Raw genomic sequence first — 18,462 nt, forward strand, 5'->3', positions numbered from 1 at the left:
AACAAAGGCGGCTTCATGTTATACTGCGACAAAATTCTGTATATGTGTCGCGCTAGCGACCAACCGTTTCCACCCCAGGCGAGAGACAATGTTTGATAATTTAACCGATCGTTTGTCGCGCACGCTGCGCAATATCAGTGGCCGTGGACGCCTTACTGAAGACAACGTTAAAGAGACGCTGCGCGAAGTGCGCATGGCGCTGCTGGAGGCTGACGTTGCGCTTCCTGTAGTGCGAGAGTTTATCAATCGCGTAAAAGAGAAAGCGGTTGGTCATGAAGTTAACAAGAGCCTGACGCCGGGGCAGGAGTTCGTCAAGATTGTGCGCAACGAACTGGTTGCGGCGATGGGCGAAGAGAACCAGACCCTGAATCTGGCCGCGCAGCCGCCAGCCGTCGTGCTGATGGCGGGCTTGCAGGGCGCCGGTAAAACCACCAGCGTCGGTAAGCTGGGTAAATTCCTGCGCGAGAAGCACAAGAAGAAAGTGCTGGTCGTCTCTGCCGACGTTTATCGCCCGGCGGCGATCAAACAGCTGGAAACCCTGGCGCAGCAGGTTGACGTCGATTTCTTCCCGTCTGACGTCGGTCAGAAGCCGGTTGATATCGTCAATGCCGCACTGAAAGAAGCGAAACTCAAATTCTACGACGTGCTGCTGGTGGATACCGCTGGTCGCCTGCACGTCGATGAAGCGATGATGGACGAAATCAAACAGGTCCACGCTTCTATTAATCCGGTAGAGACCCTGTTTGTGGTCGATGCGATGACCGGTCAGGATGCCGCGAATACCGCGAAAGCGTTTAACGAAGCGCTGCCGTTGACCGGCGTGGTGCTGACGAAAGTCGACGGTGACGCCCGTGGCGGTGCCGCGCTCTCTATTCGTCATATCACCGGCAAGCCGATTAAATTCCTCGGCGTTGGCGAGAAAACCGAAGCGCTGGAGCCGTTCCACCCGGATCGTATCGCGTCCCGTATTCTCGGCATGGGCGACGTGCTGTCGCTGATCGAAGATATTGAAAGCAAAGTTGACCGCGCGCAGGCTGAGAAATTAGCCAGCAAACTGAAAAAAGGCGACGGCTTTGATCTGAACGATTTCCTCGAACAGCTCAACCAGATGAAAAACATGGGCGGTATGGCGAGTCTGATGGGCAAGCTGCCGGGCATGGGCCAGATTCCTGACAACGTGAAATCGCAGATGGATGACAAGGTGCTGGTGCGGATGGAGGCGATCATCAACTCGATGACGCTGAAAGAGCGCGCGAAGCCAGAAATCATCAAAGGTTCCCGTAAACGCCGTATCGCAGCCGGTTGTGGCATGCAGGTACAGGACGTTAACCGTCTTCTGAAACAGTTCGACGACATGCAGCGCATGATGAAGAAAATGAAGAAAGGCGGGATGGCGAAGATGATGCGTGGCATGAAGGGTATGATGCCGCCAGGCTTCCCGGGTCGTTAATCGGCCTGGCTTGTTTGCCATTTCGGCACCGGGGTGTGCTCGCCATCCTCACGTACTGCGTGTACGCTCCGGTGGCTGCGCGCACACCGGCACCGAACTGCCTGCACCGCCGACGGCCTTTTATAGCAGAGTTATCAACTGCTGATTGCATTTTCCCCAGAAATCAGTAAAATTTTCGGGCTTTTAATATGACACCCGGGCTCCGTTCCTCGATGGGGCCTGGGTGTTTTATTCACACAAGAGGATGTTATGGTTACTATTCGTTTAGCTCGTCACGGCGCTAAAAAGCGTCCGTTCTACCAGGTTGTTGTTACCGACAGCCGTAATGCACGCAACGGTCGCTTCATTGAGCGCGTTGGCTTCTTCAACCCGATCGCCAGCGAAAAAGAAGAAGGCACCCGCCTGGATCTGGATCGCATCGCTCACTGGGTTGGCCAGGGCGCGACTATTTCTGATCGCGTTGCAGCGCTGATCAAAGCAGCAAACAAAGCAGCTTAATCTGTCACGGTGGTCATGATGAGCAAGCAACTCACTGCGCAAGCGCCCGTTGAACCCATCGTTTTGGGGAAAATGGGGTCGTCTTACGGTATTCGTGGGTGGCTCAGAGTGTTTTCTTCCACCGAAGACGCCGAAAGCATTTTTGACTATCAGCCCTGGTTTATCCAGAAGGCGGGTCAGTGGCAGCAAGTACAGCTGGAAAGCTGGAAGCACCACAATCAGGATCTGATCATCAAGCTGAAAGGCGTTGACGATCGTGATTCGGCGAATCTACTGACTAATTGCGAAATTGTCGTGGATTCCTCGCAGTTGCCTGCGCTGGAAGATGGTTCCTACTACTGGAAAGACCTTATGGGCTGCCAGGTAGTGACCACTGAAGGCTACGATCTCGGTAAAGTCGTCGATATGATGGAAACCGGTTCGAATGACGTCATCGTCATCAAGGCAAACCTGAAAGATGCGTTTGGTATCAAGGAACGTCTTGTGCCGTTCCTCGATGGGCAGGTTATCAAGAAAGTCGATCTCGCTACTCGTACTATCGAAGTAGATTGGGATCCTGGTTTTTAAACCACCGGATAAACGGTAAAAGTCGGCGTTATGGGGATTGGCTTGTGTTTATAGGTATCGTTAGCCTGTTTCCTGAAATGTTCCGCGCAATTACCGATTACGGGGTAACTGGCCGGGCAGTAAAAAATGGCCTGCTGAGCATCCAGAGCTGGAGTCCTCGTGATTTCACGCATGACCGGCACCGTACCGTGGACGATCGTCCTTACGGCGGCGGACCGGGGATGTTAATGATGGTGCAACCCTTGCGGGACGCCATTCATGCAGCAAAAAGCGCGGCGGGTGAAGGCGCTAAGGTGATCTATCTGTCACCTCAGGGACGCAAGCTTGATCAAGCGGGCGTCAGCGAACTGGCAACGAATCAGAAACTGATTCTGGTGTGCGGTCGCTACGAAGGAATAGATGAGCGCGTGATTCAAACCGAAATTGACGAAGAATGGTCAATCGGCGATTACGTACTCAGTGGTGGTGAGTTACCAGCAATGACGCTGATTGACTCCGTTTCCCGGTTCATTCCGGGGGTTCTGGGTCATGAGGCTTCGGCAATCGAAGATTCCTTTGCCGATGGATTACTGGACTGTCCACACTATACTCGACCTGAAGTGTTGGAAGGGATGGAAGTACCGGCAGTATTGCTGTCAGGAAACCATGCTGAGATACGTCGCTGGCGTTTGAAACAGTCGCTGGGCCGAACCTGGCTTAGAAGACCTGAACTTCTGGAAAACCTGGCTCTGACTGAAGAGCAAGCAAGGTTGCTGGCGGAGTTCAAAACGGAACACGCACAACAGCAACATAAACATGATGGGCTGGTCTGAGACCCCCAAATATCAGTTTACCCAGGATAAGAGATTAAATTATGAGCAACATTATTAAGCAACTTGAACAAGAGCAGATGAAGCAGGACGTACCTTCCTTCCGTCCGGGTGATACCGTGGAAGTGAAAGTATGGGTTGTTGAAGGTTCCAAAAAACGTCTGCAGGCATTCGAGGGCGTGGTTATCGCTATTCGTAACCGCGGTCTGCACTCTGCATTCACTGTTCGTAAAATTTCCAACGGCGAAGGCGTTGAGCGTGTCTTCCAGACTCACTCTCCGGTAGTTGACAGCATTGCTGTTAAACGTCGTGGTGCCGTTCGTAAAGCTAAACTGTACTACCTGCGTGAGCGTACTGGTAAGGCTGCTCGTATTAAAGAGCGTCTTAACTAAGATATCGCTCAGGCGACATCCTGTAAGAAAGGGCTGGCCAGTTGGCTGGCCCTTTTTTTATCTTCGTGAAGCTCACAACGTTAACCATTAGTTCATAAATCATTTACAATGCCCGTTCGTTACGGGAGGGGCAGTGGTTATCGGTACATTTCGTCAGCCTGCGTATCAACGCAACGCGACATGGCTCGCGATGTTTGCGATCCTGCTGATCGTGGTGGCGCCGCTTATCTCCGTCTCGTTGCAAAAAGATCCCATGAGCGCCATGCCTGGTATGCATCATGACATGAGCATGATGGCTGAACATGTTGGACATCATGGGCAGTCTTCATCAATGCCGATGCCTGTCGATCACGGTGAAGCGTGCGGGTATTGCGTCCTCCTGACCCATGTTCCTGGCCTGATGCTGGCGCTGGTCATCCTATTGTCCGGGATGCTGCTCAGACAAAAGCTGACGCCGCCACGCCCGGTTGTTAAACACTGGCATTTCTTCCCCTGGCTTTATCCCGATACGCGCGCACCGCCGCGCAGGTCTGCTGTTTCCTGAATCTAACAATACGTTTGTGCGCATAAGCGTCACGACACATGTGTGCTTTCTCTGAGGAAAAGTATGACAACCTGCACTCCGCGCGCGGCATGGATAACCCTGCTGCGACGTTTTCATTTCTACACAGGTCTGTTTGTCGGGCCATTTATCTTTGTGGCGGCCTTAACCGGTACGCTCTACGTTGCGACGCCGCAACTGGAAGAGGCGCTCTATGCACCGGCGCTACAGGGCACAGGGCAAGGAGAGCGGCAACCGCTGGCGGCGCAAATCGCCGTTGCCCAACAGGTGACGGGAGGGCATTTACGACTGCATGCCGTTCGTCCCGCTCTTGAAGAGGGCGCAACGACGCGGGTGATGTTTGCCGACCCCGGACTTGCCGCTTCCGAGAACCGGGCGATTTTCATCGATCCAGTGACGCTGGCGGTGAAAGGCGATATGACGGTCTATGGCACCAGTGGCATTTTGCCCCTGCGTCAGTGGATTGATTATGCTCACCGCTCTTTGCTATTGGGGGATATCGGGCGAATTTACAGCGAGCTGGCGGCCTCCTGGATGTGGGTTGCGGCGACTGGCGGCATTATGCTCTGGTATTTCACCCGACCAAAACGTCGGCTGAATAATCGGGTGCAAAATAACCGGCGTTTACACGTAATGCTGGGGTGGTTATTGCTGGCGGGGATGCTGCTGTTCTCGGCAACCGGTTTAACCTGGTCCCAGTGGGCCGGAGGCAACGTGGATAAAATGCGTGCGGCTTTTGGCTGGCTGACGCCGCAGGTGAATACGCAGCTTTATGGCGACGAACGCCCTGCTGATGAACATGCCGAGCATCATGCCGGGCAGGAAATGCCGGTTATGCATATGGATGTCAGCCAGTTTGATGCGGTTCTGCATACGGCGCAGGCGGCGGGAATTGATGCTAAAAAGCTGGAGATTCGTCCGGCCAAAGATGCGCAACATGGCTGGACGGTAACTGAAATTGATCGCCGCTGGCCGACACAGGTTGATGCGGTATCAGTAGACGCCGCAACCCTGCATGTTATCGACCGGACGCATTTTGCTGACTTTCCGCTTATGGCAAAGCTGACGCGCTGGGGCGTCGATTTCCATATGGGCATACTGTTTGGTCTGCCAAATCAGTTACTGCTGATCGCCTTCGGCATCGGGCTTTGCCTGATGATTATTATCGGCTACCGTCTGTGGTGGATTCGCCGACCGGCCAGGTCAGGCGTTAACCCGGCGCAAACGCTGATGCAGTGTTGGCTTACGTTAGGTTGGCCGGGAAGGTGCGGGGTTCTGGTGCTGGCTGCCGCCCTGGGGATGGCGATGCCGGTGCTGGGAGGCAGTCTGCTGGTATTTATCGTTATCGACTGGCTGCGCTGGTTCAGCACGTCTCGCGCCGCCCTTGCGCAGCCAGTTGACTAACATTACGGCGTGCTGATGACGACGGCAACGCGGCGGTTTTCAGCACGACCTTTCGCGCTCTGATTGCTGGCGACCGGGTGTTTTTTACCTAAACCCTGTGTCGTCAGATTGCCGCGTGGGATGTTGGCACCTTCGGCCCAGGCGTCAGCAACCACATTGGCGCGCTTGAGCGACAATGCCTCGTTATAACTGTCTTCGCCGTAGTTGTCAGTATGGCCATCCATACGGGCATGTTTCAGCCCGGTGGCTGCCAGCCTAGAGGCCATCTCACGGATTTGCTGCTGGCTTTCCGGGCGTAACTTATAGTCGTTTTTATCAAATAAAATGTTGTCAGACAGCCCCAGAGACCAGTCGCCTGCTGATTCAGTAAATCCATAGGATTTCATTGCCGCAACTTGTTCGGGCGTAAATTTCCCCTGCGGCGTCTGGCAACCCGCCAGAATCAACGCTATCAGAATGATCGGGGAGAAAAGTCGCTTTAGCATATATCTATTCCTGTTATTTAATTGAACGTTCAGAACGCTGATGTTTGGCCTGATACATATTACGATCGGCCAACTCTTGTAATTTTTCTGCGGAAGCATGTTCCCACGTCAGCGCGAAACCAATACTCAGCGTCATACTCGCCAGATGCCCGTTATGCAGATCAAAGGGGCGATTAAATTCTTGCGATAATGCCGAACAAATGCGTTTAACTTCGTACTCCGAATGCACGTTGTAAAGCACCATGGCGAATTCATCTCCGCCAAGTCGATATGGCTGGTGGTGATTGCCGCCAAACTCCGCCAGTCGCCGGGCGACCTCGATCAAAACGCGATCTCCTGCGGCATGCCCCCATGTATCGTTAATGAATTTGAAGTTATCGCCGTCCAGAAATAGCAGCGCCGAACAGCTACGGGCGGAGCTGTCGTTCATCAACTCGGTTATGCTGTTACGAAAGGCGGCACGATTAGCAAGACCAGTAAGGGGGTCGTGCAGCGCGGTACGCAAAAGCTGGGCGTTTTTAGCCTGTAGCCGCAGTTGCCACTCTTCCATCTCATCCAGCAGGCTGTTGAAATCCTGAGCAAAAAGATGGAACTCTTCAATGCGTTCCTCAGAAACGCGACGTGAAAAGTTACGGTTCGTGCGTACATCATGTACCACATCGGTGATGTTTTGCAGCGCGTCCACCACGCCATTATGCAAATAACGCGTGAGCATTAACGCAATGCCGGATGCGAGCAAAATACACCCGGTAAGAACCGCCAGCGAGAGCCAGATAAAATGACCAATCAAGCTGTCGCGCGCGGTCAGGCAGACCTCGCCGATAATTTTGCCATTGTGCCAGACGGGCTGAGTCACCGGCAGCGGGAAAAGCCACTGGCTGATCAGGCCATTGAGCTTATCGTCCGACGCTTGTACGTCATAGTACCAGGAGGCGATCACCTTCTGGTTTTTATCGCGAACCTCTGCGGCCGAGAACGGCCCCTGGCGCCCCAGCGCGGCCAGCGTTTCTGTCGCGGCGACGCCATCGGAAAACACCAATGCGGCCTCAAGACTATGGGTCATTGTCGCGGCAGTCAGATCCAGATTTTTTTGCGCATATTGTTTCAGCGTCAGGACAGAGGCGACGCAAAGCAGCAGCCAGATCAGCAGCATGGTGACCAGTACGCTGATCATGTTGATCCGGCGTAATGTACGCTTAAAGGTCGGGCGCGTTGTAGGGAAAAAATCCTTATCCATGCTTTTGATTCCGTGCAAGCATCAATACGTCGGGGTTCACTCTTACGCCACTGCGTGACAGGGAATCCAGATTTACGGAAAATCTGACTTCATCATTGTTTATGATCAGACAAAATGCGCTGCCAATAATGCATTCAGTATTTTGTTCGGCAATTAATAACAATGCCTTAGACGGATATTTATTCGTTAATTCTACCTGATACGCCGGAGATTCACTGCCGAAATAAAAGCCATCGCAACGGGCTGTCAGAGCTTCCTGCTCCGTGCGGATGATGACGGGCAGATAAGGTAATGACCTGGCGCTGTTGTCGTTCAGCACATCGGCAAAACGAGACGAGGCGAAAATACATAGCCGTGGAGGGCCAGATAATGCAGGCCAGCGTGTATAGCTGACGATACCGGAAACGATTGAGCGTACAGATTTCGCTTCTTCTGTGATGCCCTGAGCATACAGTGGTAATCCTGCCAGTAATAGCGTTAGCAGGAGTATGAGTCGGTGAGAAAAGCTCATAAACAGGTGCCCACCAGCGTCAGTCAAAAAGCATCAAAATACATCCGTGATTGTTTGCAGCAAAATAACATTATTTTGCCTGTCAGTCATTACACCATGCCGATTAATGGTATTTCCTTAAGTTAAATCCCATACTTATTTATTGGTAAGGTCTTAATTAATTTAGCCGCATTGAGCGAACACCTTCGTCTGCGCCTTTTTGCCAGGCATCATGCAATTGACGGGCGTTTTCAACCGTGTCGCAACTGGCGGGAAATGTTTTCCCGGCCAGTCCTCGGGCGTGGACAAAGTTTAACTGGCAGGTTTTTCGCTGGCCTTCGGCGTAGCCCTTAAGATATTGCGTTCGCTCCACGTCAGGATCGTTCCAGGCGTCAGCTAGTGTTTCGTTATCTTTGACGGCAACGCCTGAAATCGCATCTTCGATACCGGCGCTATACCAGTCGGTCGCGGTCCAGGTGGGAGCATGCGTGTAAGGATCGATCTGACATCCGCTGATGAATAAAACAAATAAGGCGCCTGCGAAACGCTTCATTGCCTGTTCTCCTGTGTTTTTCAAAGCATAGTGGATGCGCAAATATAATGATGTAAATTTTTATGTACGATTTGAATGGCGTTAATTGCGAGATAAATGGCTTGTGTAAAGTAAAATTTACGGAATGTGGATTGAAATCTTTACCGATTATGTTATCGTTACGCCATCCTCTGTGAGGATCATTTATCGCAAACGAGCTAAACAGGATCGCCATCATGCAAAAAGACGCGCTGAACAACGTACACATTACCGACGAACAGGTTCTGATGACCCCGGAACAACTCAAAGCGGCGTTCCCGCTGAGTTTGTCGCAAGAGGCGCAAATCGCCCAGTCACGTAAAACAATTTCTGACATCATCGCCGGTCGCGATCCGCGTCTGCTGGTGGTGTGCGGCCCTTGTTCTATCCACGATCCTGAAACCGCTCTGGAATACGCACGTCGATTTAAAACTCTTGCCGCAGAGGTCAGCGATAGCCTCTACCTGGTAATGCGCGTCTATTTTGAAAAACCCCGCACCACTGTCGGCTGGAAAGGGTTGATTAACGATCCTCATATGGATGGCTCGTTTGATGTGGAAACCGGCCTGAAGATTGCGCGTCAACTTCTGGTGGAACTGGTGAACATGGGCTTGCCGCTGGCGACGGAAGCGTTAGATCCAAACAGCCCGCAATACCTGGGCGATCTGTTTAGCTGGTCGGCAATCGGCGCGCGTACGACCGAATCCCAAACCCACCGTGAAATGGCCTCTGGCCTTTCCATGCCCGTTGGCTTTAAAAACGGGACGGATGGCAGCCTGGCGACGGCGATTAACGCCATGCGTGCCGCTGCTCAGTCACACCGTTTTGTCGGTATCAACCAGGCGGGGCAGGTCGCTCTGCTGCAAACGCAGGGCAACCCGGATGGCCATGTCATTCTGCGCGGTGGGAAAGCGCCAAACTACAGCCCGGCAGATGTCGCGCAGTGTGAAAAAGAGATGGAACAGGCAGGACTCCGCCCGTCTCTGATGGTAGATTGCAGCCATGGTAACTCGAATAAAGATTACCGTCGCCAGCCTGCCGTGGCAGAGTCTGTGGTCGCGCAGATCAAAGACGGCAACCGTTCCATTATTGGCCTGATGATTGAAAGTAATATTCACGAAGGCAACCAGTCCTCCGAGCAACCGCGCAGTGAAATGAAATACGGCGTGTCTGTTACGGATGCGTGTATCAGTTGGGAAGCCACGGATGCACTGCTGCGTGAAATTCATCAGGACCTGAACGGCCAACTGGTGGCGCGTGTAGCATAAGAGGTTGGTTATGGTTGCTGAGTTGACCGCGTTACGCGATCAAATAGATGAAGTGGATAAGGCGCTGCTGGATTTACTGGCTAAGCGCCTGGAGCTGGTGGCCGAAGTCGGTGAAGTGAAAAGCCGCTTTGGGCTGCCGATTTACGTGCCTGAGCGTGAAGCGTCTATGCTGGCTTCGCGCCGTGCGGAGGCGGAAGCGCTTGGCGTTCCTCCTGATCTGATTGAAGACGTCTTGCGTCGGGTGATGCGTGAGTCTTACTCCAGTGAGAATGACAAAGGGTTTAAGACGCTTTGTCCTTCTCTGCGCCCGGTGGTTATCGTCGGCGGCGGCGGTCAGATGGGCCGTTTGTTTGAAAAAATGCTCACGCTGTCGGGATACCAGGTACGCATACTTGAGCAACAGGACTGGGGACGGGCGCAGGAGATCGTGGCCGATGCCGGGATGGTGATCGTAAGTGTGCCGATTCATATCACGGAGCAGGTGATCGCGAAATTACCGCGTTTGCCTGCGGACTGTATTCTGGTCGATCTTGCATCGGTTAAAAACGGACCGCTACAGGCGATGATGGCGGCGCACGATGGCCCGGTACTGGGCTTACACCCGATGTTTGGCCCGGACAGCGGCAGTCTGGCAAAGCAGGTGGTTGTCTGGTGCGATGGCCGTCAGCCGGAGGCGTATCAGTGGTTCCTTGAGCAAATTCAGGTGTGGGGCGCGCGGCTGCATCGGATTAGCGCCGTTGAGCACGATCAGAATATGGCGTTTATTCAGGCGCTGCGTCACTTTGCGACGTTCGCTTACGGTTTGCACCTGGCGGAAGAGAATGTCCAGCTGGAACAACTGCTGGCGCTGTCGTCACCGATTTACCGTCTCGAACTGGCGATGGTTGGGCGACTGTTTGCGCAGGACCCGCAGCTGTATGCCGATATTATTATGTCGTCGGAAAATAACCTGGCGCTGATCAAACGCTACTATAAACGTTTTGGCGACGCGATTGGTTTGCTGGAGCAGGGCGACAAGCAGGCCTTTATCGACAGTTTCCGCAAGGTTGAGCATTGGTTTGGTGATTACGCCAAACGCTTCCAGAACGAAAGTCGCACGCTGTTACGCCAGGCGAACGATAGCCGACAATAAGTGAGATGCCTGATGGCGACGCTGGTGCGTCTTATCCGGCCTACAAAATTGCATGAATCGTAGGCCGGATAAGCGTAGCGCCATCCGGCATTATCAAACAGTTAGTTCGGATCGACAGGCACAACGTTCTCGCTGGGGTAGCAGCCCAGTACCTTCATTGAGCGGGTAATTTCCCCCAACTCTTTCAGCGCTTTTTTCATCTCCGGTGATTCCAGGTTGGCCTGGATATCGAGATAAAACATCTCTTCCCACGGGTTGCCGTGAATCGGACGGGACTCCAGTTTGGTCATGATCAGGTTGTGATTGCGCAGCACCAGCAGCGCCTCAACCAGCGCACCTGCCTGTTGACCCGTGGCGATCAGCAGCGTGGTTTTCGCCGGGACCTGGTCGGAAACATTGACGGCTTTGCGCGCCAGCACCACGAAACGGGTAATATTCTGCGTCTGGTTGGCTTCGATTCGTTCCAGCACCTGTAGCCCATGCAGCACGCCACCGGCTTCGCTACCCAGTGCCGCCACGCGTGGAGAGTTCGCCTGCGCCACTTTTTCCATCGCCGCAGAGGTGCTTTCAGTGTACTCAATCTTCCAGTGCGGATAGCGGTTAAGGAATTTACTGCACTGCTGGAACGGCTGCGGGTGGCTGTAGACCGTCTCAATGGTGTTTAAATCGGTCGTCCCTGAAACCAGCACGCAATGGTCGATGGTAATGGTCATCTCGCCCACGATAGAGAGGCTGGTGTGCTGCAACAGATCGTAGACGTCGTTGATCGCGCCTGAACTGGTGTTCTCAATCGGCACGACGGCGTAGTCCGCTTGCCCGGTTTCGACCTGATTAAAGATATCAGCGAATTTTGCGCAGCCGCTTTCAATAAACTGTTCAAAGTGGCGGGCGGCATACTGACGCGCAGCGAGGTGCGAGTACGACCCTTTTGGTCCAAGAAAGGCAATACGCGCTGAATGCGGGTTAATTTTGTTCAGATGTTGCTGCAACAGCGCCTGCTGGGTAAGGACGGAATCTTCAATGATGAGCTGGAACAGGCGAGTAATATAGTGCGCGTCCAGATGATGGGTTTTGCCAAGCGCGATCAGCCTGTCCAGCAGGTCGCGCTCGCGGTCGATATCACGCACCGGGCGATGAGAAAGCAGCTTCGCTTTCCCGACTTCAACGGCCAGTTCACGACGCTCCGCCAGTAAGGCCAGTAATTTTACATCCAGAGCGCTTATTTTCTCTCGCAGCGCCAGTAACGGGTTTTCCGATGTCATAGTGTTGCCTTTCTTGTTATCAATAAAAAAGGCCTCCCGTGTGGGAGGCCTTATTGTTCGTCTTCGCATTCTTTTTCACACGACGAAACGCCTCCCATTCAGGGGAAGGTAAAAAAGAATGCGAAGAAGAACGGGATAAGTTTCATGTCAGTTTCCTTGAACGACTTCAGTAAAGTACCCGTACTGTTTTAATCCTGTCAACAAAAAACGCGCCCGAAGGCGCGTTGGCGATACACTCAATGTAAGGGACTACTCTTCTTCTGCTTCGACGAAGTTGGCGTCTTTTACTGAAGTTGTGGCACGACGGGCTTCGCCTTTGTGCTGCACTTTATTGAGCTGCCGTTCCAGCTTGTTGATCAAATCGTTAATGGCGGCGTACATATCTTCGTGTTTTGCGCTGGCGACCAGATGTCCGTTCGGGGTATTGATGGTGGCATCAGCGATGAAACCCTGTGGCTCCTTAGACAGAATGATATGTGGATTAATCAGGTGAGTTTGCCATTTTTCTAGTTTGGCGAGACGGTCTGCGACATGCTGGCGTATTGCCGGAGTAATTTCCATTTGTTTACTGGTAATGTTCATTGTCATAAATTTTACCTCTTGTCTTTCCCGTCTTGGTGATTCCAGCATACCGTTCCCAATGTCAAAAAGCGTGATTTAAATCACATTATTTTGTCACTTTTTGTCAAGGAAGCCTTTTTGTGAGTTATCGCAGGAACAACGGATTTTTTACTTGAGGAATAGCTGAAAGGGGGCCATATTTGACGGGATGCGTTGTACTGAAACCGCTTCAGCAACAGCGTAAAATAGATAAAAAAACGGCAGCCTTCGGGCTGCCGTTTTGCGTTCAGTACGCAATCAGGTGTTGCGACCATTGGCGGCGATAATTTTTGCCACTTTGTCAGCCTGAGTCGTCATCTGCATCTGACGATAAGCGTTTTCCATCAGCGGCAGAGCGTCGCGCGTCGCCTGCGTATCCGGGAAGTCGCGCAGCATACCTTCCACACGGTTTACCACGGCAACCCATGCGCCGCGAGCGGTGTAGTAGTCGGCAACGGAGTATTCATACTTCGCCAGACGATCTTTCAGGAAGACCAGACGTTTGGTGGCGTCGGTCGTGTACTGGCTGTTCGGATAGCTACGCACCAGCTTTGAGAAATCATTGAATGCAGCTCGGGCGTGCTGCGGATCGCGATCGCTACGATCGACGCCGAAGAAACCTTGCAGCGCGCTGTCATCCAGCGCCATATTGGTCAGACCGCGCATATACATGACATAATCAATATTCGGGTGCGTCGGATTGAGGCGAATAAAACGATCGATGGCGGCCTGAGCTAACGGCAGATCGGCGTTTTTGTAGTAGGCGTAGATCAGATCCAACTGCACCTGCTGAGAATACGGTCCAAATGGATAACGGTTATCCAACGCTTCCAATTGCGTTATTGCCTGTTTCCAGTTACCGTCCTGCAGCTTTTGCTGGGCAGTCGCGTAGATTTCGTTAGGCGGATTATCGGGCACCTCTTCCTTTGAACCAGAGCAACCCGCCAAAAACAGGCTCAACGTGGCTGCTGCCACCAGATATTTCATGCGCGTCATGACGTTTTGACTTTCCTCAAAATGTTTTACGGGAGATTCTCTGTTCCTGCTCCCGGTTAAGACCAGCTACAATAGCACACTATATTAAACGGCAAAGCCGTAAAACCCAACGTTAAACGAAGAAGCTGTATATGGCACAACGAGTACAACTCACCGCAACGGTATCCGAAAACCAACTCGGTCAACGCTTAGATCAGGCTTTGGCCGAAATGTTCCCGGATTATTCACGTTCGCGCATAAAAGAATGGATTCTTGATCGGCGCGTGCTGGTCAACGGTAAACTTTGCGATAAACCGAAAGAAAAAGTATTGGGCGGCGAACAGGTTTCCATTAACGCGGAAATCGACGAAGAGATCCGCTTTGAGCCGCAGGATATCCCGCTGGATATCGTCTACGAAGATGACGATATCCTTGTCATCAACAAACCGCGCGATTTAGTGGTTCACCCTGGCGCTGGTAATCCCGATGGTACGGTACTGAACGCGCTGTTGCATTACTACCCGCCGATTGCTGACGTACCGCGCGCGGGTATTGTGCATCGTCTGGATAAAGACACCACAGGTCTGATGGTGGTGGCGAAAACGGTTCCGGCGCAAACGCGACTGGTGGAGTCTTTGCAGCTGCGTGAAATTACCCGTGAGTATGAAGCGGTCGCGATTGGACATATGACGGCGGGCGGTACGGTAGATGAACCGATCAGCCGTCACCCGACCAAACGAACCCATATGTCAGTGCATCCAATGGGGAAACCTGCGGTGACTCACTACCGCATCATGGAACATTTCCGTGTGCATACGCGTCTGCGGTTGCGTCTGGAAACCGGACGTACGCACCAGATCCGCGTGCACATGGCGCATATTACGCATCCGCTGGTGGGCGATCAGGTGTATGGCGGTCGTCCGCGTCCACCGAAGGGGGCATCAGAAGCGTTTATCTCCACGTTGCGTCAGTTTGATCGCCAGGCGCTGCACGCGACGATGCTGCGTCTTTACCATCCGATTTCCGGTATTGAAATGGAGTGGCATGCGCCGATTCCGCAGGATATGGTGGAGCTGATTGACGTGATGCGCGCTGACTTCGAAGAACATAAGGATGATGTAGACTGGCTATGAGTAAGCTAATTGTTCCGCAGTGGCCAATCCCGGAGGGGGTTGCAGCCTGTAGTTCTGTACGTACAGGCGGTGTCAGCTTACCGCCTTACGATTCTCTGAACCTGGGCGCCCATTGCGGCGATAACCCGGAACATGTGGAAGAGAATCGCAAGAGACTCTTTGCTGCGGGCAATTTGCCGTCAAAACCCGTCTGGCTTGAACAGGTGCATGGCAAGGACGTGTTGAAACTCATCGGCGAGCCTTATGCATCCAAACGGGCGGATGCGTCGTACAGCAATACCCCCGGCACCGTTTGCGCGGTGATGACGGCGGACTGTTTGCCCGTGTTGTTTTGTAATCGCGCGGGAACGGAAGTGGCGGCGGCTCATGCGGGCTGGCGCGGATTATGTGAAGGTGTGCTGGAAGAGACGGTCGCCTGCTTTGCCGATAAACCTGAAAACATTATCGCCTGGCTGGGTCCGGCTATTGGCCCTGCTGCTTTTGAAGTGGGGGCTGAAGTGCGTGAAGCGTTTATCGCAAAAGATGCGAAGGCGAGCAGCGCATTTCAGGCGCGCGGCGAAAAATATCTGGCGGATATTTATCAGCTTGCGCGTCAACGTCTGGCGAATGTGGGAGTTGAAAGCGTCTATGGCGGCGATCGCTGTACCTACAGCGAAAGTGAGACTTTCTTCTCTTATCGTCGCGACAAGATCACAGGTCGTATGGCAAGTTTTATTTGGCTGATATAACCTAAAGAATCAAGACGATCCGGTACGTGTAATTTTCTTTTCACATAATTCAGGTCATTCACCTTGAATAATTGAGGGATGACCTCATTTAATCTCCAGTAGCAATTTTGACCTGTTATGGGAGGAGTTATGCGTCTGGATCGTCTTACTAATAAATTCCAGCTTGCTCTTGCCGATGCCCAGTCGCTCGCACTGGGGCACGACAACCAATTCATCGAACCTCTTCATTTAATGAGCGCCTTACTGAATCAGGAAGGGGGATCGGTACGTCCTTTATTAACGTCCGCTGGCATTAATGCTGGCCAGTTACGCACGAGTATTGATCAGGCGCTGAGCCGTTTACCGCAGGTGGAAGGCACCGGCGGCGACGTACAGCCGTCTCAGGATCTGGTGCGTGTACTGAATCTTTGCGACAAGCTGGCGCAAAAACGTGGGGACAACTTTATTTCGTCGGAACTGTTCGTTCTGGCTGCGCTTGAGTCTCGCGGCACGCTGACCGACCTACTGAAATCGGCCGGGGCGACCACCGCCAATATCACTCAGGCAGTTGAACAAATGCGCGGAGGTGAAAGCGTGAACGATCAAGGGGCTGAAGACCAACGTCAGGCCTTGCAAAAATATACCGTCGACCTGACCGAGCGCGCGGAGCAGGGCAAGCTCGATCCGGTGATTGGTCGTGATGAAGAAATTCGCCGTACCATTCAGGTACTGCAACGCCGTACTAAAAACAACCCGGTATTAATCGGTGAACCGGGGGTCGGTAAAACGGCGATTGTCGAAGGGCTGGCGCAGCGAATCATTAATGGCGAAGTGCCGGAAGGGCTGAAAGGCCGCCGCGTACTGGCGCTGGATATGGGCGCGCTGGTGGCCGGGGCGAAGTATCGCGGTGAGTTTGAAGAGCGTCTGAAAGGTGTGCTGAACGATCTCGCCAAACAGGAAGGCAACGTCATCCTGTTTATCGATGAATTACACACGATGGTCGGCGCGGGTAAAGCCGACGGCGCAATGGATGCCGGGAACATGCTGAAACCGGCGCTGGCGCGTGGGGAACTGCACTGTGTGGGCGCCACGACGCTGGACGAATATCGCCAGTACATCGAAAAAGATGCGGCGCTGGAGCGTCGTTTCCAGAAAGTGTTCGTCGCGGAACCGTCTGTGGAAGATACCATCGCTATTCTGCGTGGTCTTAAAGAACGTTATGAGCTGCACCACCATGTGCAGATTACTGACCCGGCGATTGTGGCGGCGGCAACCTTATCTCACCGCTACATTTCCGATCGCCAGTTGCCGGATAAAGCCATCGATCTGATCGATGAAGCGGCATCCAGCATCCGTATGCAGATTGACTCCAAGCCGGAAGAACTGGACAGGCTCGACCGCCGTATTATTCAGCTCAAGCTGGAACAGCAGGCGTTAATGAAAGAGTCTGATGAGGCGAGCAAAAAACGCCTCGATATGCTCAACGAGGAACTGGATGATAAAGAACGCCAGTACTCTGAATTAGAAGAAGAGTGGAAAGCAGAGAAAGCCTCTCTGTCCGGTACGCAGACCATTAAGGCCGAACTGGAGCAGGCGAAAATCGCCATCGAACAGGCGCGTCGTGTGGGCGATCTGGCGCGGATGTCTGAACTTCAGTACGGCAAAATCCCTGAGCTGGAAAAACAGCTGGAAGCGGCGACTCAATCTGAAGGTAAAACCATGCGTCTGTTACGCAATAAAGTGACGGATGCGGAAATAGCTGAAGTGCTGGCGCGGTGGACGGGGATTCCGGTTGCCAGAATGCTTGAAGGCGAACGTGAAAAACTGCTGCGTATGGAGCAGGAATTACACAGCCGCGTGATTGGGCAGAATGAGGCCGTTGAAGCGGTATCGAATGCCATTCGCCGTAGCCGTGCGGGACTGGCCGACCCGAATCGTCCAATTGGTTCGTTCCTGTTCCTTGGGCCGACCGGGGTAGGTAAAACCGAACTGTGCAAGGCGCTGGCAAACTTTATGTTTGATAGCGATGACGCGATGGTGCGTATCGACATGTCTGAGTTCATGGAAAAACACTCCGTGTCTCGTCTGGTTGGCGCGCCTCCGGGATATGTGGGTTATGAAGAGGGCGGTTATCTGACGGAAGCGGTACGTCGTCGTCCTTATTCCGTCATACTGCTGGACGAAGTTGAGAAAGCGCATCCTGATGTATTCAACATTCTGTTGCAGGTGCTGGATGATGGCCGTCTGACGGACGGGCAAGGGAGAACGGTCGACTTCCGCAACACGGTTGTCATTATGACCTCAAACCTCGGTTCCGATCTGATCCAGGAGCGTTTCGGTGAGCTGGATTACGGCCATATGAAAGAACTGGTGCTTGGTGTGGTCAGCCACAACTTCCGCCCGGAATTCATTAACCGTATAGATGAAGTCGTGGTATTCCATCCGTTGGGTGAAAAACATATCGCTTCTATTGCACAGATCCAGTTGCAACGTCTGTACAAACGTCTGGAAGAGCGCGGGTATGAAATCCACATCTCTGATGATGCGCTGAAATTGCTGAGCGCGAATGGTTACGATCCGGTTTACGGGGCGCGTCCATTGAAACGTGCAATTCAGCAGCAGATTGAAAACCCGCTGGCGCAGCAAATCTTGTCTGGTGAACTGATTCCGGGTAAAGCGATTCGTCTGGAGGCGAATGACGATCGCATTGTGGCAGTGCAGTAAGTCACAAATAATAAAAAAACGGGCCCATTTGGGCTCGTTTTTGTTTAAAAACCAGGCAAAAATAAAAGGGTGATATGCAAAACGTCCAAAAAACGAACGGTTGATAAGTTTTTTCTAATTTCCCCTTGTCAGGCCGGAATAACTCCCTATAATGCGCCTCCACTGACACGGAACAACGGCACACAGGCCGCCGGGT

Annotated in this window: 20 protein-coding genes and 1 other annotated feature; of the genes, 12 read left to right on the forward strand and 8 right to left on the reverse strand. The window is 52.9% G+C overall.

Going from position 1 to position 18,462, the window contains the following annotated elements; all coding sequences use genetic code 11:
• Positions 1–88: 88 nt before the first annotated feature.
• The 7 genes from ffh (at position 89) to OGV82_RS06295 (ending at position 5,682) form a co-directional block, all read left to right on the forward strand.
• Positions 89–1,450: a signal recognition particle protein gene (ffh, locus tag OGV82_RS06265; RefSeq protein ID WP_012134699.1), complete on the forward strand. Its 1,362-nt coding sequence runs from the start codon at positions 89–91 to the stop codon at positions 1,448–1,450.
• Between the two features lie 249 nt (positions 1,451–1,699).
• Positions 1,700–1,948: a 30S ribosomal protein S16 gene (gene rpsP, locus OGV82_RS06270; protein WP_012134698.1), complete on the forward strand. Its 249-nt coding sequence runs from the start codon at positions 1,700–1,702 to the stop codon at positions 1,946–1,948.
• Between the two features lie 18 nt (positions 1,949–1,966).
• Complete coding sequence (gene rimM / locus OGV82_RS06275) at positions 1,967–2,515, forward strand: ribosome maturation factor RimM (protein ID WP_024130851.1); 549 nt, start codon at positions 1,967–1,969, stop codon at positions 2,513–2,515.
• 44 nt (positions 2,516–2,559) lie between these two features.
• Entirely contained in the window at positions 2,560–3,327 is a 768-nt protein-coding gene (gene trmD, locus OGV82_RS06280; RefSeq protein WP_024130850.1) for a tRNA (guanosine(37)-N1)-methyltransferase TrmD, read from the forward strand.
• Positions 3,328–3,368: 41 nt separating this feature from the next.
• Positions 3,369–3,716, forward strand: coding sequence for a 50S ribosomal protein L19 (gene rplS / locus OGV82_RS06285; RefSeq protein ID WP_012134695.1), 348 nt, complete (start codon positions 3,369–3,371; stop codon positions 3,714–3,716).
• Between the two features lie 190 nt (positions 3,717–3,906).
• Positions 3,907–4,260 (forward strand): DUF2946 domain-containing protein, encoded by a 354-nt coding sequence (locus tag OGV82_RS06290; protein WP_012134694.1) that lies wholly within the window; start codon positions 3,907–3,909, stop codon positions 4,258–4,260.
• A gap of 63 nt (positions 4,261–4,323) precedes the next feature.
• Entirely contained in the window at positions 4,324–5,682 is a 1,359-nt protein-coding gene (locus tag OGV82_RS06295) for a PepSY-associated TM helix domain-containing protein (RefSeq protein ID WP_047461878.1), read from the forward strand.
• A 2-nt stretch (positions 5,683–5,684) separates the two neighbouring features.
• Here OGV82_RS06295 and OGV82_RS06300 read toward each other — a convergent pair whose 3' ends face one another.
• From OGV82_RS06300 to OGV82_RS06315, 4 genes are all read right to left on the reverse strand, one after another.
• Complete coding sequence (locus OGV82_RS06300; RefSeq protein ID WP_047461881.1) at positions 5,685–6,167, reverse strand: OmpA family protein; 483 nt, start codon at positions 6,165–6,167, stop codon at positions 5,685–5,687.
• A gap of 13 nt (positions 6,168–6,180) precedes the next feature.
• Positions 6,181–7,404 (reverse strand): diguanylate cyclase DgcN/YfiN, encoded by a 1,224-nt coding sequence (dgcN, locus tag OGV82_RS06305; protein WP_286462641.1) that lies wholly within the window; start codon positions 7,402–7,404, stop codon positions 6,181–6,183.
• Positions 7,397–7,915, reverse strand: a complete 519-nt coding sequence (gene yfiR, locus OGV82_RS06310; RefSeq protein ID WP_047461885.1) for a regulatory sequestration protein YfiR — start codon at positions 7,913–7,915, stop codon at positions 7,397–7,399. Before yfiR ends, dgcN begins: the two co-directional genes overlap by 8 nt.
• 157 nt (positions 7,916–8,072) lie before the next feature.
• Complete coding sequence (locus OGV82_RS06315; RefSeq protein WP_047461887.1) at positions 8,073–8,447, reverse strand: DUF2799 domain-containing protein; 375 nt, start codon at positions 8,445–8,447, stop codon at positions 8,073–8,075.
• A gap of 215 nt (positions 8,448–8,662) precedes the next feature.
• Here OGV82_RS06315 and aroF point away from each other — a divergent pair, with 215 nt between their 5' ends.
• Entirely contained in the window at positions 8,663–9,733 is a 1,071-nt protein-coding gene (gene aroF, locus OGV82_RS06320; protein ID WP_047461890.1) for a 3-deoxy-7-phosphoheptulonate synthase AroF, read from the forward strand.
• Positions 9,734–9,743: 10 nt separating this feature from the next.
• Positions 9,744–10,865 (forward strand): bifunctional chorismate mutase/prephenate dehydrogenase, encoded by a 1,122-nt coding sequence (tyrA, locus tag OGV82_RS06325; RefSeq protein WP_047461893.1) that lies wholly within the window; start codon positions 9,744–9,746, stop codon positions 10,863–10,865.
• 101 nt (positions 10,866–10,966) lie between these two features.
• Here tyrA and pheA read toward each other — a convergent pair whose 3' ends face one another.
• From pheA to bamD, 4 genes are all read right to left on the reverse strand, one after another.
• Positions 10,967–12,127, reverse strand: coding sequence for a bifunctional chorismate mutase/prephenate dehydratase (gene pheA, locus OGV82_RS06330; protein ID WP_047461896.1), 1,161 nt, complete (start codon positions 12,125–12,127; stop codon positions 10,967–10,969).
• A 22-nt stretch (positions 12,128–12,149) separates the two neighbouring features.
• Positions 12,150–12,274 (reverse strand) — a sequence feature (Phe leader region).
• Positions 12,226–12,273, reverse strand: coding sequence for a pheA operon leader peptide PheL (gene pheL / locus OGV82_RS06335; protein WP_101706155.1), 48 nt, complete (start codon positions 12,271–12,273; stop codon positions 12,226–12,228). (Overlaps the previous feature by 48 nt.)
• A 102-nt stretch (positions 12,275–12,376) precedes the next feature.
• Positions 12,377–12,715 (reverse strand): ribosome-associated translation inhibitor RaiA, encoded by a 339-nt coding sequence (gene raiA, locus OGV82_RS06340; protein ID WP_024130845.1) that lies wholly within the window; start codon positions 12,713–12,715, stop codon positions 12,377–12,379.
• 270 nt (positions 12,716–12,985) lie between these two features.
• Complete coding sequence (gene bamD, locus OGV82_RS06345) at positions 12,986–13,723, reverse strand: outer membrane protein assembly factor BamD (RefSeq protein WP_012134683.1); 738 nt, start codon at positions 13,721–13,723, stop codon at positions 12,986–12,988.
• A gap of 131 nt (positions 13,724–13,854) precedes the next feature.
• Here bamD and rluD point away from each other — a divergent pair, with 131 nt between their 5' ends.
• The 3 genes from rluD to clpB all read left to right on the forward strand — a co-directional run bounded on the left by rluD (position 13,855) and on the right by clpB (position 18,266).
• A complete protein-coding gene (gene rluD / locus OGV82_RS06350; RefSeq protein WP_047461899.1) occupies positions 13,855–14,835 on the forward strand; it encodes a 23S rRNA pseudouridine(1911/1915/1917) synthase RluD in 981 nt (326 codons plus the stop codon).
• Positions 14,832–15,563 (forward strand): purine nucleoside phosphorylase YfiH, encoded by a 732-nt coding sequence (yfiH, locus tag OGV82_RS06355; protein ID WP_047461902.1) that lies wholly within the window; start codon positions 14,832–14,834, stop codon positions 15,561–15,563. The genes rluD and yfiH overlap by 4 nt, the downstream gene beginning before the upstream one ends.
• 129 nt (positions 15,564–15,692) lie before the next feature.
• Positions 15,693–18,266, forward strand: coding sequence for an ATP-dependent chaperone ClpB (gene clpB / locus OGV82_RS06360; protein ID WP_024130844.1), 2,574 nt, complete (start codon positions 15,693–15,695; stop codon positions 18,264–18,266).
• The last annotated feature ends 196 nt before the right edge of the window (positions 18,267–18,462 follow it).

Source organism: Citrobacter sp. CK191 (genome assembly GCF_030333435.1).
GTDB classification, from domain to species: Bacteria; Pseudomonadota; Gammaproteobacteria; order Enterobacterales; family Enterobacteriaceae; genus Citrobacter_B; species Citrobacter_B koseri.

What these genes read in the sequence shown, in the direction of transcription:
- OGV82_RS06315 (WP_047461887.1), bottom strand. Translation starts at nt 8,447, where the DNA reads ATGAAGCGTTTCGCAGGCGCCTTATTTGTTTTATTCATCAGCGGATGT.
- aroF (WP_047461890.1), top strand. Translation starts at nt 8,663, where the DNA reads ATGCAAAAAGACGCGCTGAACAACGTACACATTACCGACGAACAGGTT.
- ffh (WP_012134699.1), top strand. Translation starts at nt 89, where the DNA reads ATGTTTGATAATTTAACCGATCGTTTGTCGCGCACGCTGCGCAATATC.
- OGV82_RS06290 (WP_012134694.1), top strand. Translation starts at nt 3,907, where the DNA reads ATGTTTGCGATCCTGCTGATCGTGGTGGCGCCGCTTATCTCCGTCTCG.
- clpB (WP_024130844.1), top strand. Translation starts at nt 15,693, where the DNA reads ATGCGTCTGGATCGTCTTACTAATAAATTCCAGCTTGCTCTTGCCGAT.
- raiA (WP_024130845.1), bottom strand. Translation starts at nt 12,715, where the DNA reads ATGACAATGAACATTACCAGTAAACAAATGGAAATTACTCCGGCAATA.
- pheA (WP_047461896.1), bottom strand. Translation starts at nt 12,127, where the DNA reads ATGACATCGGAAAACCCGTTACTGGCGCTGCGAGAGAAAATAAGCGCT.
- rluD (WP_047461899.1), top strand. Translation starts at nt 13,855, where the DNA reads ATGGCACAACGAGTACAACTCACCGCAACGGTATCCGAAAACCAACTC.
- bamD (WP_012134683.1), bottom strand. Translation starts at nt 13,723, where the DNA reads ATGACGCGCATGAAATATCTGGTGGCAGCAGCCACGTTGAGCCTGTTT.
- yfiR (WP_047461885.1), bottom strand. Translation starts at nt 7,915, where the DNA reads ATGAGCTTTTCTCACCGACTCATACTCCTGCTAACGCTATTACTGGCA.
- rpsP (WP_012134698.1), top strand. Translation starts at nt 1,700, where the DNA reads ATGGTTACTATTCGTTTAGCTCGTCACGGCGCTAAAAAGCGTCCGTTC.
- dgcN (WP_286462641.1), bottom strand. Translation starts at nt 7,404, where the DNA reads ATGGATAAGGATTTTTTCCCTACAACGCGCCCGACCTTTAAGCGTACA.
- tyrA (WP_047461893.1), top strand. Translation starts at nt 9,744, where the DNA reads ATGGTTGCTGAGTTGACCGCGTTACGCGATCAAATAGATGAAGTGGAT.
- yfiH (WP_047461902.1), top strand. Translation starts at nt 14,832, where the DNA reads ATGAGTAAGCTAATTGTTCCGCAGTGGCCAATCCCGGAGGGGGTTGCA.
- rimM (WP_024130851.1), top strand. Translation starts at nt 1,967, where the DNA reads ATGAGCAAGCAACTCACTGCGCAAGCGCCCGTTGAACCCATCGTTTTG.
- OGV82_RS06295 (WP_047461878.1), top strand. Translation starts at nt 4,324, where the DNA reads ATGACAACCTGCACTCCGCGCGCGGCATGGATAACCCTGCTGCGACGT.
- rplS (WP_012134695.1), top strand. Translation starts at nt 3,369, where the DNA reads ATGAGCAACATTATTAAGCAACTTGAACAAGAGCAGATGAAGCAGGAC.
- OGV82_RS06300 (WP_047461881.1), bottom strand. Translation starts at nt 6,167, where the DNA reads ATGCTAAAGCGACTTTTCTCCCCGATCATTCTGATAGCGTTGATTCTG.